This is a genomic window from Pseudomonas glycinis (assembly GCF_054871425.1).
Genome location: NZ_JBTYHF010000003.1, coordinates 218,984 through 243,013, shown reverse-complemented (window position 1 = coordinate 243,013; position 24,030 = coordinate 218,984). Strand labels below are relative to the sequence as shown.

At 61.4% G+C, this 24,030-nt stretch carries 21 protein-coding genes; 13 read left to right on the top strand and 8 right to left on the bottom strand.

Going from position 1 to position 24,030, the window contains the following annotated elements; genetic code table 11:
* The first annotated feature begins 84 nt into the window (after nucleotides 1–84).
* Entirely contained in the window at nucleotides 85–1,377 is a 1,293-nt protein-coding gene (gene cytX, locus ACYSTU_RS08725; RefSeq protein ID WP_264364429.1) for a putative hydroxymethylpyrimidine transporter CytX, read from the top strand.
* On the opposite strand, the gene ACYSTU_RS08720 is transcribed toward cytX, so the two are convergent.
* Nucleotides 1,346–2,092, bottom strand: coding sequence for an RsiV family protein (locus tag ACYSTU_RS08720; protein ID WP_016771974.1), 747 nt, complete (start codon nucleotides 2,090–2,092; stop codon nucleotides 1,346–1,348). The genes cytX and ACYSTU_RS08720 overlap by 32 nt on opposite strands.
* Before the next feature lie 228 nt (nucleotides 2,093–2,320).
* Here ACYSTU_RS08720 and ACYSTU_RS08715 point away from each other — a divergent pair, with 228 nt between their 5' ends.
* The 9 genes from ACYSTU_RS08715 to ACYSTU_RS08675 all read left to right on the top strand — a co-directional run bounded on the left by ACYSTU_RS08715 (nucleotide 2,321) and on the right by ACYSTU_RS08675 (nucleotide 11,820).
* The gene (locus ACYSTU_RS08715; protein WP_024011344.1) at nucleotides 2,321–2,938 is read left to right on the top strand and encodes an NUDIX domain-containing protein; all 618 of its coding nucleotides are present in this window, start codon (nucleotides 2,321–2,323) and stop codon (nucleotides 2,936–2,938) included.
* Complete coding sequence (locus tag ACYSTU_RS08710) at nucleotides 2,929–3,381, top strand: DUF1249 domain-containing protein (protein WP_016771972.1); 453 nt, start codon at nucleotides 2,929–2,931, stop codon at nucleotides 3,379–3,381. The genes ACYSTU_RS08715 and ACYSTU_RS08710 overlap by 10 nt, the downstream gene beginning before the upstream one ends.
* 97 nt (nucleotides 3,382–3,478) lie before the next feature.
* A complete protein-coding gene (cpdA, locus tag ACYSTU_RS08705) occupies nucleotides 3,479–4,294 on the top strand; it encodes a 3',5'-cyclic-AMP phosphodiesterase (RefSeq protein ID WP_498997500.1) in 816 nt (271 codons plus the stop codon).
* A gap of 290 nt (nucleotides 4,295–4,584) precedes the next feature.
* Nucleotides 4,585–5,193, top strand: coding sequence for a YqiA/YcfP family alpha/beta fold hydrolase (locus ACYSTU_RS08700; RefSeq protein ID WP_016771970.1), 609 nt, complete (start codon nucleotides 4,585–4,587; stop codon nucleotides 5,191–5,193).
* 41 nt (nucleotides 5,194–5,234) lie between these two features.
* Nucleotides 5,235–7,142 carry a DNA topoisomerase IV subunit B gene (parE, locus tag ACYSTU_RS08695; RefSeq protein ID WP_024011346.1) on the top strand — a complete coding sequence of 636 codons (1,908 nt, stop codon included), beginning with the start codon at nucleotides 5,235–5,237 and terminating at the stop codon, nucleotides 7,140–7,142.
* Nucleotides 7,142–8,131, top strand: a complete 990-nt coding sequence (locus ACYSTU_RS08690) for an esterase-like activity of phytase family protein (RefSeq protein ID WP_123443957.1) — start codon at nucleotides 7,142–7,144, stop codon at nucleotides 8,129–8,131. The genes parE and ACYSTU_RS08690 overlap by 1 nt, the downstream gene beginning before the upstream one ends.
* Complete coding sequence (locus tag ACYSTU_RS08685) at nucleotides 8,128–8,652, top strand: retropepsin-like aspartic protease family protein (RefSeq protein WP_024011348.1); 525 nt, start codon at nucleotides 8,128–8,130, stop codon at nucleotides 8,650–8,652. The genes ACYSTU_RS08690 and ACYSTU_RS08685 overlap by 4 nt, the downstream gene beginning before the upstream one ends.
* 7 nt (nucleotides 8,653–8,659) lie before the next feature.
* Nucleotides 8,660–10,924: a DNA topoisomerase IV subunit A gene (parC, locus tag ACYSTU_RS08680; RefSeq protein WP_024011349.1), complete on the top strand. Its 2,265-nt coding sequence runs from the start codon at nucleotides 8,660–8,662 to the stop codon at nucleotides 10,922–10,924.
* Between the two features lie 185 nt (nucleotides 10,925–11,109).
* Nucleotides 11,110–11,820, top strand: coding sequence for a PqiC family protein (locus tag ACYSTU_RS08675; RefSeq protein WP_498997495.1), 711 nt, complete (start codon nucleotides 11,110–11,112; stop codon nucleotides 11,818–11,820).
* Nucleotides 11,821–12,168: 348 nt separating this feature from the next.
* Here ACYSTU_RS08675 and ACYSTU_RS08670 read toward each other — a convergent pair whose 3' ends face one another.
* Nucleotides 12,169–13,680 (bottom strand): AhpA/YtjB family protein, encoded by a 1,512-nt coding sequence (locus tag ACYSTU_RS08670; RefSeq protein ID WP_110644890.1) that lies wholly within the window; start codon nucleotides 13,678–13,680, stop codon nucleotides 12,169–12,171.
* 134 nt (nucleotides 13,681–13,814) lie between these two features.
* Between ACYSTU_RS08670 and serB the strand changes: the two genes are divergently transcribed.
* A complete protein-coding gene (gene serB / locus ACYSTU_RS08665; protein WP_016771966.1) occupies nucleotides 13,815–15,029 on the top strand; it encodes a phosphoserine phosphatase SerB in 1,215 nt (404 codons plus the stop codon).
* Between the two features lie 91 nt (nucleotides 15,030–15,120).
* Here the strand turns inward: serB and ACYSTU_RS08660 are convergent, their stop codons facing one another.
* The 4 genes from ACYSTU_RS08660 to ACYSTU_RS08645 all read right to left on the bottom strand — a co-directional run bounded on the left by ACYSTU_RS08660 (nucleotide 15,121) and on the right by ACYSTU_RS08645 (nucleotide 20,210).
* Nucleotides 15,121–16,869 carry a cyclic-di-GMP receptor FimW-related protein gene (locus ACYSTU_RS08660; RefSeq protein WP_498997481.1) on the bottom strand — a complete coding sequence of 583 codons (1,749 nt, stop codon included), beginning with the start codon at nucleotides 16,867–16,869 and terminating at the stop codon, nucleotides 15,121–15,123.
* A gap of 66 nt (nucleotides 16,870–16,935) precedes the next feature.
* The gene (gene asd, locus ACYSTU_RS08655; RefSeq protein ID WP_024011354.1) at nucleotides 16,936–17,796 is read right to left on the bottom strand and encodes an archaetidylserine decarboxylase; all 861 of its coding nucleotides are present in this window, start codon (nucleotides 17,794–17,796) and stop codon (nucleotides 16,936–16,938) included.
* Nucleotides 17,796–18,629, bottom strand: a complete 834-nt coding sequence (gene rhdA, locus ACYSTU_RS08650; RefSeq protein WP_136492346.1) for a thiosulfate sulfurtransferase — start codon at nucleotides 18,627–18,629, stop codon at nucleotides 17,796–17,798. Before rhdA ends, asd begins: the two co-directional genes overlap by 1 nt.
* A gap of 42 nt (nucleotides 18,630–18,671) precedes the next feature.
* Entirely contained in the window at nucleotides 18,672–20,210 is a 1,539-nt protein-coding gene (locus ACYSTU_RS08645; RefSeq protein WP_217879215.1) for an HDOD domain-containing protein, read from the bottom strand.
* Nucleotides 20,211–20,376: 166 nt separating this feature from the next.
* Here ACYSTU_RS08645 and motA point away from each other — a divergent pair, with 166 nt between their 5' ends.
* Entirely contained in the window at nucleotides 20,377–21,228 is an 852-nt protein-coding gene (gene motA / locus ACYSTU_RS08640; protein WP_024011357.1) for a flagellar motor stator protein MotA, read from the top strand.
* A gap of 3 nt (nucleotides 21,229–21,231) precedes the next feature.
* Nucleotides 21,232–22,278, top strand: coding sequence for a flagellar motor protein MotB (motB, locus tag ACYSTU_RS08635; RefSeq protein WP_136492345.1), 1,047 nt, complete (start codon nucleotides 21,232–21,234; stop codon nucleotides 22,276–22,278).
* Nucleotides 22,279–22,383: 105 nt separating this feature from the next.
* On the opposite strand, the gene ACYSTU_RS08630 is transcribed toward motB, so the two are convergent.
* Both ACYSTU_RS08630 and ACYSTU_RS08625 read right to left on the bottom strand, forming a co-directional pair.
* Complete coding sequence (locus ACYSTU_RS08630) at nucleotides 22,384–22,869, bottom strand: toll/interleukin-1 receptor domain-containing protein (RefSeq protein WP_130927439.1); 486 nt, start codon at nucleotides 22,867–22,869, stop codon at nucleotides 22,384–22,386.
* Entirely contained in the window at nucleotides 22,869–23,828 is a 960-nt protein-coding gene (locus tag ACYSTU_RS08625) for a caspase family protein (protein WP_498997472.1), read from the bottom strand. The genes ACYSTU_RS08630 and ACYSTU_RS08625 overlap by 1 nt, the downstream gene beginning before the upstream one ends.
* Between the last annotated feature and the right edge of the window lie 202 nt (nucleotides 23,829–24,030).

The window sequence follows — 24,030 nt, the reverse complement described above, 5'->3', positions numbered from 1 at the left end:
AAGATTAGAAGCTGTCCGCGTACCGCTTTTAACTTGCGGCTTGCCGCTTGCAGCTTTTTCCTGCTCCTCTTTGAGATAACACCCTTGAGCATTCAACCCGGCACTTATTCCCCCGACCTTGCCGTGCCCGCTGAAAAGCGTGTCTTCGGCGGTCGCGATCTGTTTTCCCTGTGGTTCTCCCTCGGCATCGGCCTGATGGTTTTGCAGACCGGCGCATTACTCGCGCCGGGCCTGGGCCTGTCCGGTTCTTTGCTGGCGATCTTCCTCGGCACGCTCGTCGGCGTGCTATTGCTGGCCGCCGTCGGCGTGATCGGCAGCGACACCGGCCTGTCATCGATGGCGGCGCTGAAACTCAGCCTCGGCAGCAAAGGCGCGAGCCTGCCGGCGCTGCTCAATCTGCTGCAACTGATCGGCTGGGGCTCGTTCGAAATCATCGTCATGCGCGATGCCGCCAGCCTGCTCGGCACCCGCGCCTTCAGCGAAGGTTCGCTGTGGGCCAATCCGATTCTGTGGACGCTGTTCTTCAGTGCGCTGGCGACCTTGCTCGCGGTGAGCGGGCCGTTGACGTTCGTGCGGCAGATTCTGCGCAAGTGGGGCATCTGGCTGCTGCTCGCCGCGTGCCTGTGGCTGACCTGGAACCTGTTCGCCAAAGCCGACCTCGTGGCGCTGTGGGCGCGCGCCGGTGACGGTTCGATGCCGTTCGCCGTAGGCTTCGACATTGCTATCGCCATGCCACTGTCGTGGCTGCCGCTGATTGCCGACTACTCGCGTTTCGGCAAGCGCGCGAAGAATGTTTTCGGTGGCACGGCTGTGGGTTTCTTCATCGGCAACTTCTGGCTGATGAGCCTTGGCGTGGCCTACACCCTGGCGTTTGCGCCGAGCGGTGAAGTCAATGCGCTGCTGCTGGCCTTGGCTGGCGCCGGTCTGGGCATTCCGCTGTTGCTGATTCTGCTTGACGAGTCGGAAAACGCTTTTGCCGATATACATTCGGCAGCGGTCTCGAGCGGGATTCTGTTGCGTCTGAAAGTCGAACACCTGGCCTTGGCCATCGGCGTGATCTGCACGCTGATCGCACTGCTGGCGCCGTTGGCGCAGTACCAGAATTTCCTGCTGTTGATCGGCTCGGTGTTCGCGCCGCTGTTCGGCGTGGTGCTGGTGGATCACTTCATCTTGCGCAAACGCAGTGCTCAGGTCGCCTCAGCCGCATTGCGCTGGCCGGCGTTGCTGGCGTGGCTGGGTGGCGTGAGCACTTACCACTTGCTGGCGAATCTGTATCCGGATGTCGGCGCAACCCTGCCGGCGCTGGTGCTGGCAGGGCTGTTGCAACTGGTGCTGGGCCGGGCCTTCAGTTACGGCCGGGAAACAGCTCAGGCTTGAGAATGCCGTTCAGGCGCGGGTAGGGAATCTTCAGTTCGACGTGGCCCAGCGCATAGGGCGCGATGGTGGTCACGTCGTACTTGAGGATCACGCCACCGTAGGTCAGCGCCACGTGCGGGGTTTTCACGAACGGCCAGTTCGCGACGAATTCCGCCTCCTGATCGAGCTTGGTGCTGATCAGCCAACTGTTGTGCGCCACTTGCGCGGCTTTCCAGAACGCCTCTTCCTGACCCGGCAGCAACATGTCGGAGAGATTCAGCACCTTGTGCTGCTGGCGCGAATAGTTGATGAAACCGCGACCCGGCGTGCCGTGGGCGCCGCCGGTGTCGAGGTAGCTCGACAGCTCGATGATCACCAGTCCGTCATGCTGCTCGCGTACTTTCGCTTGCAGATAGCTGCTGTTGCGCGGGCCGGCGCTGGCCAGGAACTGCTCGCGGTAGGCGGCCAGGGTTGGCGCTACGGGTGCGTTCTTCTCGGTGCGGGTCATTTGCAGCAGACGTTTTTCGATGATGCCGTCCAGTGCCGGCTCGTCCGGGAAGCGCAGGGTGTCGATGTTCACCAGCGGGCAATCGGGATTGGAACAGCCGGGTTTGAGTTGTTCCGAGGCGTCGCGGGTGGTTTCCAGCGGCGTGCGATAGTTGGGCTGGAACAGACTGGCACAGGCGCCCAGAGTAAGGGCAATAGCGGCCACAGAGGCAATTTTGAAAAGCGACATGGGCGTCCTTTCGAAAGCAGGGGAAGGCAAAAAAGTTACCGCTTCGACTCTCAACGAAGCAGTCAGTTCGCCACTAAGCTGATTAGAGTGTGTTTCAGCTTCACCGTCCATCCCGCTGACGGTAAAGGGGCTGCATCAAACGGTGCGGGCGCGTTAGGATGGCGCGAAGTCGAGGTTGCCGGTTGTACATGGAAATCTCGTAAAGGATATGCAGTAAAGAGGATGATCATGACTGACTTTGCCAACGCCATTCCGACCGCCGTCGATATCGTGCGGCGCGAAAAATGCTACGAGGGCTTCTACAAGCTCGACCGTGTGCACTTGCGCCATGAGTTGTTCGCCGGTGGCATGAGCCGCGAGATCAACCGGGAAATCTTCGTGCGCCACGATGCCGTGTGCGTCCTGCCTTACGATCCGCAGCGCGATGAAGTGGTGCTGATCGAGCAGTTTCGTGTCGGCGCCATGGGCAAGGCCGACAACCCGTGGCTGGTCGAACTGGTCGCCGGTCTGATCGACAAGGATGAGCAACCGGAAGAAGTTGCTCACCGCGAGGCGCAGGAGGAAGCTGGGCTGGACATCAAGGCGTTGTGGCCGATGACCAAGTACTTCCCATCGCCGGGTGGCAGCAACGAATTCGTGCATTTGTATCTGGGGCGTTGCAGCACCGACGGTGTCGGCGGTCTGCACGGGCTGGAAGAAGAGGCCGAAGACATTCGCGTAACGGTCTGGGCCTTTGAAGATGCCTTGCAGGCCGTGCGTGATGGACGGATTGCCAACGCGGCGAGCATCATCGCCTTGCAGTGGCTGGCGCTGAACCGCGCCGAAGTGAGGGGGCTATGGTCGTAAACAAGCTGCGCGATCGTTATCGGGTTGACCTCGTAGGGCTGCAAGCCGCCTGCGAGGCCAACTACGCGCGCCTGATGCGACTGCTGCCGGACATGCGCAACGAACCCGAGGCGCGGCGTATCGCCGTGACCCAGGGCGAGCAGATGCTCGGCGTGCTCGCCCTCGAAGTGCTGCAGACCTGCCCGTACACCACGACCTTGCAGGTACGCCAGGAGCACAGCCTGCCATGGTTGCCGGTGCCGCAACTGGAAGTGCAGGTCTACCACGACGCGCGCATGGCCGAAGTGGTCAGCGCCGAACATGCACGACGCTTTCGCGGCATCTATCCTTATCCGAACGCCGCCATGCACCAGCCCGATGAAAAGGCCCAGCTCAATGTGTTTCTGGGCGAATGGCTGAGTCATTGTCTGGCGTTGGGGCACGAGTACGAAGTCGTTCGCTAGTTGTGAACTGCGTCCGCTTCGGCGGTTTCCCCTTTTTGTCATCCCCCAGCATAATTGCCGCACCCATCCATTGCGTGCTTAGCCCCGGGAGAGCGCCTTGCCCAGCGTATCGACATTGACCAGCGCCGACCCGGCGCTGCTGGTGCAGTTGTCCGACAGCCACCTGTTCGCCGAGGCGGACGGCACGCTGCTGGGCATGAAGACCCGCGAGAGCCTGCAAAGGGTCATCGACCTGGTGTTGGCGCAACAGGCGCAGATCGATCTGCTGCTGGCGACCGGAGATATTTCCCAAGACGGCACGCTGGAGTCGTATCAGGCCTTCCGCCAGATGAGCGCGCAGATCAATGCCCCGGCGCGCTGGATTCCCGGCAATCACGACGAGCCGATGGTCATGGCCGAGGCGGCGGTGCAGAGCACCTTGCTCGAATCGGTAGTCGATATCGGCAATTGGCGGGTGACGATGCTGGATTCGGCGGTGCCGGGTTCGGTGCCGGGCTATCTGCAGGATGATCAATTGCAACTGCTGGCCCGCGCGCTGAGCGAGGCGCCGGAGCGTCATCATCTGGTGTGCCTGCATCATCATCCGGTGTCGATCGGCTGCGCGTGGATGGAGCCGATCGGCCTGCGCAACCCGGAAGCGTTCTTTGAGGTGCTGGATCGCTTCCCACAGGTTCGCGCGGTGTTATGGGGGCATGTGCATCAGGAAATCGATCGCGAGCGCAATGGCGTGCGCTTGATGGCCTCGCCTTCGACGTGCATCCAGTTCGAGCCGGGCAGTGCGGATTTCAAAGTGGGCGAGCAGGCGCCGGGGTATCGCTGGCTGCGGTTGTTGCCGGACGGGAAATTGGAAACGGGCGTCGAAAGAGTCACCGACTTCGAGTTCACAGTCGATTACGGCTCCAACGGTTACTGAACTGACAATCAAAGACCCTCACCCCAGCCCTCTCCCAGAGGGAGAGGGGGCCGACCTCGGTGTCTTTGGCTGTGCATCGGCCTGAAACAGCGATATCGATTATGGATTCGCAGCATAACGTTCAGGTCGGTGTAGCTCTCGAATATCCCCCAGTCGGTTCCCTCTCCCTCCGGGAGAGGGTTAGGGTGAGGGCAGCTTGTGCTGTCACACCAATTTATTGAACCCACCCCCAATCCCGGTCCTTCTCCCTGTAAACTCCGCTATCTTTCGCCGACAGCCAGGGAGCTCAAATGTCCGGTTCGATCCTCTATATCCACGGTTTCAACAGCGCGCCGGCCTCAAAGAAGGCTTGTCAGCTGGTCGCGGTCATGGAGCGGCTGGGTTTGAGCGAGCAATTGCGCGTGCCGGCGCTGCATCACCATCCGCGCGAAGCCATCGGTCAGCTCGAGCAGGCAATCGCCGAGCTGGGCCGGCCGTTGCTGGTGGGAAGTTCGCTCGGCGGCTACTATGCGACTCACCTGGCCGAGCGCCATGGCCTGAAAGCCCTGCTGGTCAACCCGGCGGTCAGCCCGCACCGAATGTTCGATGGTTATCTGGGCACGCAGCAGAACCTCTACACCGATGAAACCTGGGAACTGACCCACGACCACGTCACGGCGCTGGCCGAACTGGAAGTGCCACCACCGCAGGATCCGCAGCGCTATCAGGTCTGGTTGCAAACCGGCGACGAAACGCTGGATTATCGCCTCGCCCAACAGTATTACCGCGCCTGTGCCTTGCGCATCCAGGCTGGCGGCGACCACAGTTTCCAGGGCTTTGCCGGGCAATTGCCGGCGTTGCTGAGTTTTGCCGGCATGGCTGCCGATATGTATCAGGCAATCGATTTCACCACGCTGTGAAGTCTTGCCCCTCTTTCATGAATGACTGACGACGAGACCTTATGGCCACTCCCAGCGCTAGTTCTTATAACGCCGACGCCATCGAAGTCCTCTCGGGCCTCGACCCGGTGCGCAAACGCCCCGGCATGTACACCGACACCAGTCGGCCTAACCACCTCGCCCAGGAAGTCATCGACAACAGCGTCGACGAAGCCCTGGCCGGCCACGCTAAATCGGTGCAGGTCATCCTGCACGCCGACCATTCGCTGGAAGTCAGCGACGACGGCCGTGGCATGCCGGTCGACATTCACCCGGAAGAGGGTGTGTCCGGCGTCGAGCTGATCCTCACCAAGCTGCATGCGGGCGGCAAGTTCTCCAACAAGAACTACCAGTTCTCCGGCGGCTTGCACGGGGTGGGTATTTCCGTGGTCAACGCGCTGTCGACCGAAGTGCGCGTACGGGTCAAACGTGACGGCAACGAATACCAGATGACCTTCAAGGACGGCTTCAAGGCGTCCGAGCTGGAAATCGTCGGCACCGTCGGCAAGCGCAACACCGGCACCAGCGTGTACTTCGCGCCGGACCCGAAATACTTCGACTCACCGAAATTCTCCATCAGCCGCCTCAAGCACGTGCTCAAGGCCAAGGCTGTGTTGTGCCCGGGGCTGCTGGTCAGCTTCGAAGACAAAGGCACCGGCGAGAAAGTCGAGTGGCATTACGAAGACGGCCTGCGCTCTTATCTGGTCGATGCGGTCAGCGAGTTCGAACGTCTGCCGAACGAGCCGTTCTGCGGCGCCTTCGCCGGTAACAAGGAAGCGGTCGACTGGGCGCTGCTGTGGCTGCCGGAAGGTGGCGACGCGGTGCAGGAAAGCTACGTCAACCTGATCCCGACCGCGCAGGGCGGCACGCACGTCAACGGGCTGCGTCAGGGTCTGCTCGACGCGATGCGCGAGTTCTGCGAGTTCCGCAGCCTGCTGCCGCGCGGCGTGAAGCTGGCGCCGGAAGACGTCTGGGAGCGCATCGCTTTCGTCTTGTCGATGAAAATGCAGGAACCGCAATTCTCCGGCCAGACCAAAGAGCGTCTGTCTTCCCGTGAAGCGGCGGCGTTCGTCTCCGGAGTAGTGAAAGACGCTTTCAGCCTGTGGCTCAACGCCAACCCGGAAACCGGTCTGGCGCTGGCCGAACTGGCAATCAATAACGCTGGCCGCCGCCTCAAGGCGAGCAAGAAAGTCGAGCGCAAACGCGTCACTCAAGGCCCGGCATTGCCGGGCAAACTGGCTGACTGCGCCGGGCAGGACCCGATGCGTTCCGAGCTGTTCCTGGTCGAGGGTGACTCCGCCGGCGGTTCGGCCAAACAGGCGCGGGACAAGGAGTTCCAGGCGATCCTGCCGTTGCGCGGCAAGATCCTCAACACCTGGGAAGTCGACGGCAGCGAAGTGCTCGCCAGCCAGGAAGTGCACAACATCGCCGTGGCCATCGGCGTCGATCCTGGCGCGGCGGACATGAGCCAGCTGCGCTACGGCAAGATCTGCATCCTCGCCGACGCCGACTCCGACGGTCTGCACATCGCCACTTTGTTGTGTGCGCTGTTCGTCCAGCACTTCCGCCCGCTGGTGGATGCCGGTCACGTCTATGTGGCGATGCCGCCGCTGTACCGCATCGACCTCGGCAAAGAAATCTACTACGCCCTCGACGAGGCCGAGCGCGACGGTATTCTCGATCGCCTGGTGGCCGAGAAGAAACGCGGCAAGCCGCAGGTCACCCGATTCAAGGGTCTGGGCGAAATGAACCCGCCGCAACTGCGTGAAACCACCATGGACCCGAACACCCGGCGTCTGGTGCAGTTGACGCTGGGCGAAGACTTCGCCGAAACCTCGGAAATGATGGACATGCTGCTGGCGAAGAAACGCGCTGGTGACCGCAAATCCTGGCTGGAATCCAAAGGCAACCTCGCCGAGGTGCTGGCCTGATGCAGTTTGGTTGGGCCTTGGCGGGTGCGTTGCTGCTGAGTGCGCTAAGCGTGTCGGCCGAGCCGCTGCAACAATTGCGGCTGCTTTCCGAACACCCGGTCGAAGGCATGCGCGGCGGTAACCTGTCGGGTCTGGCCATGTGCGGCAATGAGCTGTGGACGGTTTCCGATCGCGATGACGAGCAGATCTATCGGCTCGATACCCGCGATCCGGTCTGGCAGGCGCAAACCGTGCACATCGACGTGCCGCCCGTGCCCGAGAGCGGCTTGCCGTGGGGTTTGAGTTCGCGTACCTGGGCGGCGTCGTTCATTCGTGGGGGCGATCTGGATTTCGAAGGCATCAGTTGCGACAGCGTAGGCAATCGCTACATCGTCAGTGAGGCCCATGCGGCGGTGTTGCAGGTGCCGGTCAGTGGCCCGGCGAACTGGCTGAAAATCTCGCCGCTGCTGGTTCGCGAAGCGCGGGCGAGCGGCCTGCTGCTGAAGTTCAACTCGATCTTCGAGGGCCTGGCGATCAACCCGGCCGGTGATCAGATATGGCTGGCCGCCGAACGGCAAAAGCGCGGTTTGCTGCTGATCAAGCGCCAGCAGACGGTGTGGGATTGTGACGGTCGCTGCGTGCTGCTCAGTGAGGGCGGCAAGGAAATGCAGCCGCCACAGTTTCCCAAGGCGAAAGCGGTTCATCGCGACTTTTCCGACATTTCCTTGTTCAACGGCAAGCTGTTTACCCTTGAACGCAACGCGTTCGAGATTTGTCGTCGCGATGCGCAGACGGCCAAGGTCGAGCAGTGCTGGTCGTATGCCGGCGAACTGTTGCAGGAAAAACGTCGCTACTCGCAGAACTACGGACTGGAGGAAGCGCTGATCATTGATGCCGAAGGTGCGTGGATCGGCGTCGACAACAATTTTGGCCCGCGTGCTGATGGCGAAGTCCGCCCGGTGGTCTGGCGCTTTGCCGCGCCGGACGGTGGCTGGAGTGCCAGGCCATGAGCCAGCAACCGCCGGGCAAGCGTGCCGGTCGGGTGTTGATGATTCTCGCCTGGTGCGCGGCGCTGTTTCTCGCGACGCGGTTTTTCGGTCAGTGGGAACAGCGCCAGCAGAATCCGAACATCGTGGTTACGTCAGAGCAGGGCGAAGGTTTTATCGAAGTGAAACTGGCGAGCAATGCCCAAGGGCATTTTGTCGCCAGCGGTCAGATCAACGGTGAGCCGGTCGAGTTCATGCTCGATACCGGCGCCACTGATGTGGCGATCCCGGCGGATCTGGCCAAGCGTTTGAAGCTGCAAGAAGGTTTCGGCGTGACCCTGAGTACGGCCAACGGCCTGAGCCAGGGCTATCGAACGAAGATTGCCCGCCTGCAATTGGGCGACATCGTCCTGCGGGATGTCCGCGCACTGGTGGCGCCGGGGCTGCATGGCGATCAGGTGCTGCTCGGCATGAGCGCCTTGAACAGACTTGAATTTACCCAGCGCGGTGGCACCATGCTGCTGCGCCAGACAACGAACCGATGAGGCCCGCATGAGCGACTCCCTTGATCTCAGCCTGGACGGTGTAGAACGCCGCTCGCTGGCTGACTTCACCGAAAATGCCTACCTCAACTACTCCATGTACGTGATCATGGACCGTGCCTTGCCGCATATCGGCGACGGCCTGAAACCGGTACAGCGGCGTATCGTCTACGCCATGAGCGAGCTGGGGCTGGACGCTGATTCCAAGCACAAGAAATCGGCGCGTACCGTCGGTGACGTGCTCGGCAAGTTCCACCCCCACGGCGACTCGGCGTGCTACGAAGCGATGGTGCTGATGGCGCAGCCGTTCAGCTATCGCTACACGCTGGTCGACGGCCAGGGCAACTGGGGTGCGCCGGACGATCCGAAGTCCTTCGCCGCCATGCGTTACACCGAAGCGCGGCTGTCGCGCTATTCCGAAGTGCTGCTCAGCGAGCTGGGCCAGGGCACCGCTGACTGGGGGCCGAACTTCGACGGCACCCTGCAGGAACCGCTGGTGTTGCCGGCGCGCCTGCCGAATATTCTGCTCAACGGCACCACGGGTATTGCCGTGGGCATGGCCACCGACGTACCGCCGCACAACCTGCGCGAAGTCGCCACCGCCTGCGTACGCTTGCTCGATGAGCCGAAAGCCACGGTCGAACAGCTCTGCGAACACATTCAGGGTCCGGACTATCCGACCGAAGCGGAAATCATCACGCCGCGTGCCGACCTGCTGAAGATGTACGAGACCGGCAAGGGCTCGGTGCGTATGCGCGCCGTGTACCACGTCGAGGATGGCGACATCATCGTCACCGCGTTGCCGCATCAGGTCTCCGGCGCCAAGGTGCTTGAGCAGATCGCCGCGCTGATGCAGGCCAAACCGTCGAAAGCGCCGCAGATCGCCGATCTGCGTGACGAATCCGACCACGAAAACCCGTGCCGCATCGTGATCATTCCGGTCAATAGCCGCGTCGATCACGAAGCGCTGATGCAGCACCTGTTCGCCAGCACCGAGCTGGAATCGACCTACCGGGTCAACGTCAACATCATCGGTCTGGACGGCAAGCCACAGCTGAAAAACCTCCGTGCGCTGCTGGTCGAATGGCTGGAATTCCGCGTGCTGACCGTGCGTCGCCGCCTGCAATTCCGCCTCGACAAGGTCGAACGGCGCCTGCACCTGTTGGACGGTTTGCTGATCGCCTACCTCAACCTGGATGAAGTGATTCACATCATCCGTACCGAGGAGCATCCGAAAGCCAAGCTGATCGAGCGTTTCGCCCTCAGCGAGATTCAGGCCGACTACATCCTCGACACCCGCTTGCGCCAGTTGGCGCGACTGGAAGAGATGAAGCTGCGCGACGAGCAGGACGAACTGCTCAAGGAACAAGCCAAGCTGCAAGCCCTGCTGGGCAGCGAAGCGAAGCTGAAGAAACTGGTGCGCACCGAGCTGCTCAAAGACGCCGAAACCTACGGCGACGACCGCCGCTCGCCAATCGTCGAGCGCGCCGAAGCCAAGGCGTTGAGCGAGCACGACCTGCTGCCGAACGAGAAAGTCACTGTCGTGCTGTCGGAAAAAGGCTGGGTACGTTCGGCCAAGGGCCATGACATCGACGCCACCGGTCTGTCGTACAAGGCCGGCGATGGCTTCAAGACCTCGGCGGCGGGGCGCTCCAACCAGTTTGCCGTGTTCATCGACTCCACTGGCCGCAGCTATTCGGTCGCCGCGCATACCTTGCCGTCGGCCCGTGGTCAGGGCGAACCCTTGACCGGCCGTCTGACGCCGCCACCGGGCGCCTCGTTCGAATGCGTGCTGATGCCCGAAGACGATGCGCTGTACGTGATTGCCTCCGATGCCGGTTACGGCTTCGTGGTCAAAGGCGAAGACCTGCAAGCGAAGAACAAGGCCGGCAAAGCGCTGTTGAGCTTGCCGAACAACGCCAAGGTCATCGCACCGCGCCCTGTGGCCGATCGTGAGCAGAACTGGCTGGCCTCGGTCACGACCGAAGGTCGCCTGCTGATCTTCAAAATCAGTGATCTGCCACAATTGGGTAAGGGCAAAGGCAACAAGATCATCGGTATTTCCGGTGAGCGCGTGGCCAGTCGCGAAGAATATGTCACGGACATCGCCGTCCTGCCGGAAGGCGCCACCCTGGTATTGCAGGCTGGCAAACGGACCCTGTCGCTGAAAGCCGACGACCTCGAGCACTATAAAGGCGAGCGTGGACGGCGCGGAAACAAACTTCCGCGGGGCTTCCAACGGGTCGATGCGCTGCTCGTCGAAAACCTCAATTAGGCGAGAACGCCTTCCTAGAGCGTTCGATCTGCGATTAAACGCGTAGATCGACGCTTTGGCGCTGGAGTCGGAACGCATATTCACGGATGATATGGCCTTTCAAGCGCCGGCGTGGCCGAGCGTTCTTCATATTTATTGAGTATTTTCACTGTGGTCAGCCTTGTGGCGGCCACCTGGACGGGATGATGACTGCTCTACGCCCCCTTATTTTGTTGCTCGCCGGCGTTTTTGGCCTGGCGGGTTGCAGCGTTCACCAGCCGGTGTCGCTGTACCAACTGGACAGCGGAAGTCCGGTTCAGCCTGCGCAAAGCGCGGGCATGGCGGTTTTGCTGGGGCCGGTGGTTGTAGCCGATTACCTGCAACGCGAAACCCTGCTGCAACGTCAACCCGACGGCAGCCTGCAAGCGGCGACCGACGGTCGTTGGGCTGGCAGCCTTTCGTCGGATATCGATCAGTTGCTGATGCGTCAGGTCGCCGGTCACCTGGACAGCCAGCGTGTGGTGCTGGCGCCTGCTACCGCCGGGTTCACGCCCGATGTGCAGGTGTTGCTGACCATCACCCGTCTGGATTCCGGGGCAAAACAGCCGGCGATTCTCGATGCGCAGTGGCGGTTGATCGATCGTCGCGGCAAGGTGCGTGATAACCGCATCATTCACCTGCAGGAAACGCATGCCGGCAGCACCGCGTCCCAGGTGCAGGCACAAGGGGTTCTGTTGCAGCGTCTGGCCGAGCAGTTGTCGGTGGCGCTCAAGCCACTGGCCAACCAGCCGCCCGTGGCCGAGGCACCGCGTAAAGCCGCGCCGAAACCCGCAGCGCCAGCGGCGGATGCCGAGAAGCAGCCGAAGATTCCAATGGCCTCGCCGATTCGTACCGATATGGAAGTGTTTCGCTTCTGAGGCTGGAACGCGTCAGAACAGAGCCCGCCTTGTGCGGGCTTTGTTGTGTCTGGAGGTGGGGTGGAAGATCCAAAGCCCCTCACCCTAACCCTCTCCCGGAGGGAGAGGGGACCGATTGGGGGATATTCGAGAGCTACACCGACGTGAACGCGCGGAGGTGAATCCATAATCGCCAAGATCTGTCAGGTCGACATATGGCGCCAGACACCTCGGTCGGTCCCCTCTCCCTCCGGGAGAGGGCTAGGGTGAGGGGCTTTTCAGGGGGGCGCACGATTCCAATAACACCGCGCACAAAAAAGCCCGCAGACAATCACTCATCTGCGGGCTTTTGCGTATCTGGCCTAAGCCTTACGCCCGGCGCTCATGCATCCGCGCCAGTTGCCGTTCCAGCATCGACGGATAAGGCTCCATCAACCGCTCCACACAGCAAGCGCCCTCAGGGCTGGCGATCGGCCGGATCCGCGCACGCTGGCGGATCAACGCGTCATCGCTGATCTTGCGTTCAACCAGTAGCAGATTGCGGCTGTGTTGCGACAAGGCCAGTGCATCCTGGGCCGAATCGGTCAGCAGCAGATCAATCTGGCTCAGACCGAACAACTCATCGCCCAAGGTCAGGCCCAGCTGCAATTGCAGGGTGATGCCGCTGTCTGCGACCTCGATCTGCAATTGGTGGCCGAGTGCACGCAGCAATTCGCCGCAGCAGATGGCATTGGTCAGGTAGTCGTCGCCGCAATCTTCGGTATGGAACAGCAGCAGCGTGCTGCCATCGTTGAGGGTTTCGATTTCGCCCTGATACAGAGAAGCAGCCTGCTCGAGGCAGTCGCGATAGCGTTCCTGCAACTCTTCCAGACGTGCGCGAGGCAAGCGGCGCAATTGTTCCTGCGAACCCAGTTGCACGGCCAGTACGGCGGTATGCTGCGGAACGTCAGGGCTCGGTTTGCGCGTGAGCGGTTGGGCGGCGCCGTTCAGCGATTCGTCGCGCAGGTCGGCGAAGGCGTCATCGTCATCATCGTCTTCGACGGTGCTGACCAGGTGACGCGGCGCCGGTTTCTTCGCGGCCAGCGGGCGGCTTTCGTCGAAACTTGGATCGCGCAGGTTACGCACTTCGAATTCCGGCTCGTCCTCTTCCTCGGCGAATTCCGGCTCGGGTTCAGGTTCAGGCTCAGGTTCCGGGGCGTAGCTGGCGTGCAGCTGGCGCGCCAGATCGCCGATTTCATCCTGGCGATCGATGCCCGGTGTATGCGCGTCGATGCGGCGCAGCCACACACGCAATTGCAGCAGTGGCGTCGACAGATAACGGCCCATGCGCAGGCTCAGAGCCAGCGACAGTGCCAGCAGAATCGCGCTCAGAATGCCCATGCTTTGCAGGCTGATGGTCATTGGCTGCTGGAACTGATCCATGTCCAGGCTGATGCGCAGTTGCCCGGCCGTCACGTCCTGAAAAGTGATCTTGCTCTCGTACATGCCCTCCGCTTCGCCCAGCAGGCTGTGCTTGGGACGCTGACCGGACTCGGCGAGGATGCGGTTGTCCACGCTGTAGATCGCCGCGTGGGCGACCAGTTTGTTCTTGGTCAGGTTGTTGAGCAGCACGTTGAGGCTGAGGATGTCGTTGGACACCAGCAGTTCGGTGGCGGAAGTGGCGGTCTGCGTGGTCAGGCTTTCGCCCAGCGCATCGGCCTGCTCGTGCATGGCCTGCTTGAATTGCAGACCCATCACCCCGGCATAGATCACCAGGGCCAGAGCGACCAGGATCACGTTGTGGCTGGCAATGCGCAATGCAATCGGTACACGGCGATGGCGCAGTGCACGGAAGATCAGCAGGAAGAAGTTATCGGTTTTGACTGGCGTGGGCCGGTTCACTTGAGCTCGGCTCTTTGTCCGTGAAGTTGACGCGCAGTATAGCGACAGGCCCCAGACCGGCAAAGCGCTCGCGGTGCCCGATGGTCACTGAAAGTGGGTAGAATGCGGTTTTTTTCCAGTTGCGGGGGTGCGCGTTGCGCGAAATCGTCCTGATTAACATCACGGGAGTCGACCGTCCGGGTCTGACGGCGGCCATCACCGGTGTTCTGGCACAAGGTGGTGTGAACATTCTCGACATCGGTCAGGCGGTGATCCACGACACCCTGTCGTTCGGCATCCTGGTTGAAATTCCCGATTCCGAACAAGGCAAGTCGGTGCTCAAGGACATCCTGTTCAAGGGCTACGAACTGGATCAGCAAGTGCGTTTCACCCCGGTGTCCGAAGAGGATTACCAGCAATGGGTGGGCAATCAGGGCAAGAAGCGCCATATCGTTACCCTGCTGACGCGCAAGGTCACCGCCGGCCAGTTGCAGGCGGTCAGCGCCATCACCGCCAAATATGGCCTGAACATCGACCATATCGACCGTCTGTCGGGGCGCATGCCGCTGGACACACCGGCCGACAAGGGCAAGGGCTGCATCGAGTTTTCCGTGCGCGGTGAAGCGGCCGATCCGCAGGCCTTGCGCGCCGAATTCCTCAGCGTTGCCCAGGAATTGAACGTCGATATCGCCTTCCAGGAAGATTCGCTGTTCCGTCGCAACCGGCGTCTGGCCGTGTTCGACATGGACTCGACGCTGATCGAAGCGGAAGTCATCGATGAGCTGGCCAAGGCGGCCGGCGTGGGTGACCGGGTTTCGGAAATCACCGAGCGCGCCATGGCCGGCGAACTGGATTTCCGCGCCAGCTTCAAGGAGCGTCTGGCGCTGCTCAAGGGCCTCGACGTCAGCGTGCTCGACTCGATCGGCGCTTCGCTGCGCCTGACCGAAGGCGCCGAAACCCTGTTCGCCGAACTCAAGCGCCTTGGCTACAAAACCGCCATCCTGTCCGGCGGCTTCACTTATTTCGCCAAGCAGTTGCAAGCCAAGCTTGGCATCGATTACGTGTTTGCCAACGAGCTGGAAGTGGTCGACGGCAAGTGCACCGGCGTGGCGATCGAGCCGATTGTCGATGCGCAGCGCAAGGCTGACTTGCTCAAGGAACTGGCGCACAAGGAAGGTCTGCGTCTGGAGCAGACCATTGCCGTCGGCGACGGCGCCAACGACTTGCCGATGCTGGCGATTGCCGGGCTGGGCGTGGCGTTCCGCGCCAAACCGCTGGTCAAGCAGTCGGCGAAGCAGGCGATCTCAACGCTGGGGCTGGATGGTGTGTTGTATCTGCTGGGCTTCCGCGATCGTGACGGGCAGTTGTAACTGACAAAGCACAAAGATCGCAGCCTTCGGCAGCTCCTACATTTGGAATGCATTTCCCTGTAGGAGCTGCCGAAGGCTGCGATCTTTTGCTTTAAAGCGAATTCCACAACGAATCAAAATCCTCCTCACCCCCGCCATTCTGCGCAGGATCCAGCGAGCGATAGGCGAACTGGTTGAAGCTGTGCGTACTCGCCACCCGCCGATCCAGCCCGGCGCGGTGTTCTTCGCCCTGTGTATTGATCAACACCTTGTTGCCTTCCTGAAAGGGCAGGCGCGGCGCAAGCACGGTGGCCGGCACATCGATCGCACTGATTTCCGGCAACAGCAAACCGCGCAAATACTGGCTGTGATCATCTTTCGTTCGCACCAGTTGCAAGCCGCACGGCTGCGCGTGTGGCGCTACCAGTTCAATGCCCATCTGCGTGCCGCTGCCGCGCACCTGGCGGATCCAGCGAATCACCGCAATGCTCCAGCCTTTGCCCTCGCTGTCCTGAATCCCGAGCATTTCCCCGGCCTGCAACTCCGCCGGTACTTCGCTGGGCCAGGCCAGGCAATAGCCGCCGGGGCTATGGTTGATCACCGGCAAGGCGTAAGTCGGATAGTTCGGCGCGTTGCCCGGGCCGTCGTCCTCGGTCAACTGGTCGTACTGGATTTCCTCGTACGGCAACAGCTCATCGTTACTTTGCGGGGCAGCGTCGAACGCCTGACTCCAGCTGTCCTTTTCGCCGCTGGCCACGACGCTGCTGAAGTTTGCCGCGCGGGCACCGGGATGTTTGAGCAACTCGCTGAAAGTGCGCTCGCCGCCGAGGTAGAAGTGCAGGGCGCTCATGCCGACGCACACAGTCAATGTGCCTTGGCCGGCGATCCGCTGAAAACTCCGTTCCGCCGCTTGGCCCCAAGTAGCGTGCAGATGTTGCAGGGTGTCGACGCTGAGGCCGGCGGAAACGGGCAGTGGGGTCGAGGTGGACTGGTGCAGCAGGTGCGTTTCGAGCTGTTTGACCAGCGGTTGCGGATCGAAGCCCAGCAGCCCGTTCTGTTGTTCGCTGCGAAACATCTTGCGGTAGCGCGGACCGACATCGAGTTCCGGGCTGATGGCGAACAAACCGTCGTCGGCGCTGCCGGGATGCAGCTTGAGCAGGGCGCTCCACGGCTCGATCACCTCGGCCAGCCGGGTAATCTGGCTTTGACGCAATTGGTTGCAACGGGCACTGCCCAATAGCAGGGCGGCGATGTAGGTCTGTTCGACGCTCAGTTCGCTGGTCAAAAAGGCCAGATCATCGCGCAGCCGCCGTTGTTGCAGCTGCAATTGCGCCGCGCTGCGATACAGCTGGTGCAATTCGAACCACACATGTTCCGGCGGAGAACTGTACAACTGCGTGGCGCGCACCAGTTGCGCCTTGAGAGCATGCGCCGCGCGTTGCAAGGCGGTGCTGACCAACGTCGCGCGGTCCTTGCTGTATTTGGGCAGGATGCGCAGAACGATCTGTTTATAGCCGATGGCCAACTGACCCTGCAGCGCCTGACACAGGTTGCTGACTTTGCGCGAGCGCTCGTCGAGCATGATCGCCTGATGGAGAAAGTGCCGTTCCAGATGCTGGCAGACGAAATACACCTCGGGCCGCAGCAGTTCCAGGAGTTGCAGGCGATTGTCGCTGGGAGTGAGCAACAGGTTCAGTTCGCCGAGGCCTTGATAGAGCAGGCGGGCGGTTTCGCCGATGTTGGCCTTGGGCAGGCCGGCGATCCAGCGCTTGAGGTCACGCGGGCTGGCGTCGCAGAACGACAGGCGCGTTTGCGTGGCAGTCGGAGCGCGCAGCTTGGGAGAAAAGTTGGTCTGGCTCATGAGCAAAACCATAGCAGCAAATGCCGCAGTTTGCGGAAGCAGCCTCGGCTGCTTCCGCGAACAGGGTCACGCTTTTGGCAGCGCCAGACCTTGGCCCATCTGCACTGGCGAGCCGGCCACCAGCTCTTCAGCCCACTTCACCTGATCCGGGCCAAACAGCACGATCGCCGTTGAACCGAGCTTGAAGCGCCCCAGTTCCGCGCCTTTTTCCAGATGAATCGGTGCGCGTGCGGCTTCGTCGTAGCGGAAGGTTTTCAGCTCGCGCTTCGGTGGCGTGACCAGACCGGCCCACACGGTTTCAATCGAAGCGACGATCATCGCCCCGACCAGCACCACGGCCATCGGCCCGCGTTCGGTGTCGAAAATGCACGCCACGCGCTCGTTGCGGGCGAACAGCTCCGGGACGTTTTCGGCAGTAGTCTGGTTCACCGAGAAAATGCGGCCCGGGATGTAGACCATTTCGCGCAGGGTGCCGGCCAGAGGCATGTGCACGCGGTGGTAGTCCTTCGGCGACAGGTAGATCGTGGCGAAATCGCCGCCCATGAATGGCGCTGCGTTGGCCGCATCACCGCCGAGCAATTCGAGCACGCTGAAACTGTGGCCCTTGGCCTGGAACACGCGACCGTGCTCGATCGGGCCGAGCTGACTCACCGCACCGTCGGCCGGGCTGAGGATCGCGCCCGGGGTCTCGTCCAGTGGACGCGCGCCGTCTTTCAGGGCGCGCGTGAAGAAGGCGTTGAAGTGCTCGTAAGCGGTCAGGTCTTCGACCAGTGCTTGCGACATGTCCACTTGATAACGCTTGGCAAACCATTGGGTGAAGGCATTCTTGAACCAGCGCACACGGCATTCGGCGATGCAGCCGGCCAGGCGCGACAGCAGGTGATGCGGCAGCAGGTACTGGCTGAGGATAAACAGACGCTCTTTCATTAGTTGTCCTTAAAACCTTGAATCTCGACTGGCGTATCAGGGTGGTTGCCCCATTCGCCCCAGGAACCGGCGTAGCCCTTGACCCGCGGATAACCGAGGGCTTTGGCCACCAGATAAGTGAAGCCCGACCGGTGATGGGTCTGGCAGTGGGTAATGATTTCCTTGTCCTTGGTGATCCCGAGGTTTTCGAGGATCTGCGGCATGTCGCTGCGGATACGCAGCTGACGCGTCTGGTCCATGCCGGCGGTCCATTCGAAATTGACCGCGCCGGGGATGTGTCCACCCTTGGCAGCGAGGACTTTCTCGCCGGAATACTCCAGCGGCCCACGCGCATCCCAGATCGCCAGATCGGCGGCGCCGAGACGGCTTTGCAGGTATTCGCGGGTGGCGGTCGGTTCGTCGTGCAGGGTCAGCGAGACCGGGCCACCGACGGCGGCCGGCACCTGAATCGACATCGGCATACCGTCCGCCAGCCAGGCCGGCAGGCCACCGTCTATATAGTGGTACTTGTCGTGGCCAATGACATCGAGCAGCCAGATGAAGCGTCCGGCCCAGCCACCGCCCTCATCGTCATACACGACATAGACCGCATCTTTGCGATGACCGAGTTCACCAAACAACGCTTCCAGATCGGCCTTCGCCGGCATCAGCCCGGGCGCCGGTGGCTGGCCGAGCTGGGTGCGTTTCGGGTCGACAAAACGTGCGCCGGGCAAGTGACCTTCGGCATACCGGGCAGGGCTGGTCAGGTCCACCAGAATCAGTTCCGGGGACTCCAGACGCGGCAGCAGGTCGCTCGGCTCGATGACAAGCGGCAAGCCAGAGAAGTCAGACATGTGAGGTCTCCAGAGCACAAAGGGGAGGATTGTAGCGCAGGCTCATTGGCCGCGGCTGCTAAAGCTGTGCAGGGCTTTTTCGATGCACTGCGCAGTTTTGCCGAAGGCCTGCACAGTGATGTCGGCGAACGGCCCGCCGCCCTGATCGGCAACGACGATCATGATCACCCGGCCGTTGTTGACCAGCGAACGCAGGAACAGATGCTCACCGCGAAACAACGTGCGCAGGCTCGCTGGCAATAAGGCAGAGAATTGCCCGTTGTTCTCCGGCGTGATCCGCACCTGCGCCTGCTGAGCGAGCAGGCGTTGCAGGACTTTGCTCTGGCTGACGACAAAACTCAGCGCCGCCGCATCCTTCGGCAACCCGGCGGTCTGGTGCACGCGCAGGGTCGAGTGCGTGCGGTCGGCCATCAGAATCATGACCCGGCGCATGCCGCTGGCTACCAGTGCCTCGCGGGCGGCGACGGTCAGGCTCATGGCATTGGTGAAGCGGCTGGGCTCGGCGAGCAGTTCGGCGCATTGCCGACGCCACTGGCCCAGATCATCCGCGTTCGGCGCTGCTGCCGGGAGCATGCCGGCCGGCAAGCGACGAGTGCCCCACGGCCAGATCAGCGAAACCGCCGGGTGCCACAGATCGGGCATTGCATGCTGACGCGCGCTGTTCGCCGCTTGCTGGTGCAACTGTTGCTGCACTTCGTCCATGGAAATCTGCAGATACAGGCTGGTCAGGTACTGCCAGCGCTTGCTGTGCGGACTGTCCCAGGCCTGTTGCGCCGACAGCGCCAGGCCGTTGGCGAGCAGCACGGTATTGGCGGGTTGATTGAGCCAGCGGCGTAGCGTCGGGTCCTCGTCGAGGCGATTCTGCTGGCGCAGTGGGTGCTCGCTGTCACGAGCGATGCGCAGCACTTTGACCAGTTCGCGTTGTTCGCTGAGCAGCAACTTGTAGCCTTGCTCGACCCAGATCGGCAGATGCCAGGCCTGGACCAGTGCCTCGGCAATTTTCAACAGGCGCACGCCGAACAATTGCTTTTCGACCACACGCGCCGACTCGCCCTTGTGGATCACCCGCAGTTCCCACTCTTCGAGCAACTGCGGATAGGTCAGTGCCAACGGCCACAGCGGCGACAAAAACAGCAGACTGCCCCAGTGGATGTCCTGCCACAGCCGCGCCAGGCGACTGGCAAAAAAACCGTTGGCCTGCTGTGTCGCGTGTTGGCTGATCAGTTGCAACTGACGCAAGGCCTTGGGGATCTGCCGGTGCGGTTCGGCGGGCAGGCGCGCGAGCAATTCTTCGGTGCGCGTAAGGCCCAGGCGATTGATTGCCACCTCGAGATTTTCCGCTGGCGCGGCCATGGTGCCGTGGGTGTGACGATTCGCCTCACGGATGATGCTCAAGGCCAGCGCCGGGCTGTCCTGCATCAACTCGGCGATGTCGCGCAGCGAGCTGCGATTGTCGCGGATCGCCCGGCAGACTTTGTCGTGAGCCTCTTGTGGTACGGGCAGGCGAACGCTGTCGAGCAGCTTGACCCAAGCCTGGAGGGTGGTCGGTTGTGCGTGTGGAATGTTCGTTTCATTAGCCATGTCTGGACGAGATCTTCACTGACTGTAGACGCGCCCGGCATGGGCTAAATTGGCTTTTCGCCTGAACTGGCTATAGTCTGGCGCAGTTTTGCCGATAAGTAGAAGAAGAGATTTTTTAACTTCCGAATATGACCTTGAACCCGACTTAAACAAGTACCTTCTACCTATGGCTAAAATTATCGGCATCATCGTCGTATTCGCGAGCGTGCTCGGCGGATACGTGCTCTCCCACGGCAAGATTGCCGCCCTGATCCAGCCTTTCGAGGTGATGATCATCGGCGGTGCGGCCCTCGGCGCGTTCCTCCAGGCCAACCCCGGTTACATGACGATGCACGTGCTCAAGAAATCCCTGAGCATGTTCGGTTCGCGTTTCACCCACACCTTCTATCTGGAAGTGCTCGGGCTGATCTACGAGATCCTCAACAAGAGCCGCCGCGAAGGCATGATGGCCATCGAAGGCGACATCGAAGATGCCGCCGCGAGTCCGATCTTCGCCAAGTACCCGGCGGTGCTCAAGGATGAACGCATGACCGCGTTCGTCTGCGATTATCTGCGCATCATGTCTTCCGGCAACATGGCTCCGCACGAACTGGAAGGCCTGTTCGACATGGAGCTGTACAGCCTCAAGGAAGACCTCGAGCACCCATCGCACGCAGTCAACGGCATCGCCGACGGCATGCCCGGTTTCGGTATCGTTGCGGCGGTACTCGGTATCGTGGTGACCATGGCTTCGTTGGGCGAGGGCGACCAGGCGTCGATCGGTCTGCACGTGGGTGCGGCACTGGTCGGTACCTTCTTCGGTATTCTCGCGGCGTACGGTTTCTTCGGTCCGCTGGCGCATTCCCTGGCCCACGATGCCAAGGAAGAGCTCAACGTCTACGAAGCCATCAAGGCCTCGCTGGTGGCTTCGGCGTCCGGCATGCCGCCGTCGCTGGCGGTCGAGTTCGGGCGCAAGGTTCTGTACCCGGCGCACCGTCCAAGCTTCGCCGAGTTGGAACAAGCGGTTCGCGGTCGTTAAGAAATGGAAAATAATCAGCCGATCATCGTCAAGCGCGTCAAGCGCATTGCTGCCGGGCACCACGGCGGGGCGTGGAAAATCGCCTTCGCCGACTTCGCCACGGCGATGATGGCGTTCTTCTTGGTGCTGTGGCTGCTGTCCACCGCTACGCCGGAACAGAAGATCGCCATCGCCGGTTATTTCAAGGACCCGGTCGGCTTCTCCGAAAGCGGCACGCCGTACATCATCGACCTCGGCGGTACACCGACCCTGGCGCCGGAAAACACCCTCAACCCGGAAGTGAAGTCGCAGCCGCAACCGGACAAGGTCACGGTCGACACCGATCAGGTTGAAGGCATGGCTGAGCAGGTCGAGAAGGAGCGTCTCGAACTGCTCCTGCAAGAACTGCAGAACAAGGTCGACGAGAACCCGCAACTGCAGAAATTCAAGGATCAGATCCTCTTCGAAATCACCCCGAACGGCTTGCGCATCCAGATCATGGACGCCGAGAACCGGCCGATGTTCGACTCCGGATCCGCACGCCTGAAGCCGTACTTCGAAGACATCCTGCTGGCCATGGCCGACACCATCAAAGCGGTGCCGAACAAGATCAGCATCAGCGGCCACACCGACGCCAAGCCGTACATCGGCACTGGCGACTACGGCAACTGGGAACTCTCGGCCAACCGTGCCAACGCCGCGCGTCGCGCATTGGTCGCGGGCAGCTATCCGGATGCACAGGTGGCGCGGGTGGTCGGTTATGCCTCGTCGGCGTTGTTTGATCGGGAAAATCCGTTCAACCCGGTCAACCGCCGCATCGATATTGTCGTGCTGACGAAGAAAGCCCAGGCCGCCATCGAAGGTGCGCAGGGGCCTGAGGCGGCGAAACCGGCGGATGAAGGTCAGAACGGTGCTGCTCCGGCAGCCCCGGTTGATCCGAATGCGCTGCCGGCGGACAAACAGCCAGTGCCGGCTCACGAGTTGCGCGAGCGGTTGAATCTGTTTGACGATGCGGCGCCGAAACCGGCCGAGCCGGGGGGTGCAGCGCCTGCGCCTGCGCCGAAGCAGTAAGTGAAAAAAAGCCGACAGTGATGTCGGCTTTTTTGTGGCTATCGCTTCATGCCTCTGACCATTTCGTAGCGTTGCTAAAATCATCGGGGACAGGCCGGCACAGTCTCAGAATCCCCGACGAATCCGATTCTTCAACTGTTCATGAAACATCTCCGCATCTCGCTTGTACGCCCCTTTCACCGAGTCGCTGAACGAGTCCAGGGTTATCGAGCGCTGGTTCGACACCTCATCACGATACGCATCGATAAAGAAATCCAGATCGCTGGCCGTGCTCAGCTTCGGCCATTTGTCCAGATAGATCGGCAGTTGCGCAGGTCCGGTCTTGAACGTACAGATCCGCCGGTTGCTGATCGTCGCCTCGCCAATCTCGAACGGCACCCACCACGACAGTGCAGTCTTCTCCGATACCACCGCCAGCAGATGCGTGCACTCGGTGATGTTGCGGGTAATGACCCCGGTGATGTCGTCGGTGGTCTGCGATTCCGGATCCAGCACGTCGAGGTAAGTCCTGATCTTCGCCTGGGTCAGGCGGGTGTTGATGGCGATCGCATGGGCGCGATCCATGTGGCGATAGCTGATAAAGACTGGCATCAGAAATGTCCTTTGAGGGCGAGTTCGCGGTAATAGGCGCCGAGTGCCGTCAGGCGGCAGCCGGTCGAGTGAATGGCGGCGTAGTACATGTGCTCGGCGTCGACCGGTTCGATCAGGCTGTGCCGGTTGCACTTCTGCAACTGGGCGAAGATCTCGCCGTGCTCAGGCACGAACGCCTTCTCGGTGGGTTCGTAGCTGGGGTCGAGCGGCAAGACCGATTCGGCTTCGGCAAACCAGTCGGGCAATTTGCGCAGGATCTCCTTGGGAATCAGCGGCGAGACTTCGCGCAGGGAAATGAACTGCGACACATTGGTCTTGAACACCGGACGCTGCTCCCAGGCACCGAGGGCGTTGTCGACGAAGGAATACAGACTGCCGGGGGTGATTTTGCCGAGGATATTCGCCGCGCCGCCATGCAGCGCTTGCAGGAGCAGGCCGGTGAATACGCCGTGCTGCGCGCCCTCCAGCGCCGGCTCGGCTTTTTTGCAGGCGGTGAGGATCGTCATACCCTCGCTGACCATACTGCTCTCGCTGCGCAGGGCGCGCACTTCTCCGGCTGAACCGCTTTCGCAGCAGTCGAGGATGATCATTTTGTTTTTGATCCGCGTGGCTTTGTCCGCCCAGTTGATAATGTCGCTGATGCGGATGCCGTTCTGGGCGTTGCGGTAGTCCTGCGCGATCAACATGCCTTCGTTTGTGTCGGCATCGAAACCGCCATGGCCGGCGAAATACAGCAGGGCGACGTTGCAGTCACCGGAAAACAACTCGCGGATCTGGTCTTCGAGTTTTTCCCGGCTCAGGTAATCCTCGGCAGACGTCAGTCCGACATTTTTGAAGTTGGGGTCGCCGTTGGCGTTGCTTTTCAATACCGAAGCCATGGCCATGGCGTCGTTGCAACAGCCGCTGAGCCCGCCGATATGCGTGTAATCGTTGATACCGATGAACAATCCTTTGCGCATGGTCACACCGCCTTGTGCAGGCGGATCGCGCCGGGGATTCTGTGGGTATTGCACGGGCGGGCGTCGCGAGACGAATGGATGATGAACAAAACACAGGTTGGCATGGCTTTCCTCGATGGTCGCTGTGAGCGAAGGAGGAAAGAAATGTAGGCCGCTGGCTCAGGCCTACAAGGTCTGCGCGGCAAAACAGAAAGGTCCTGCA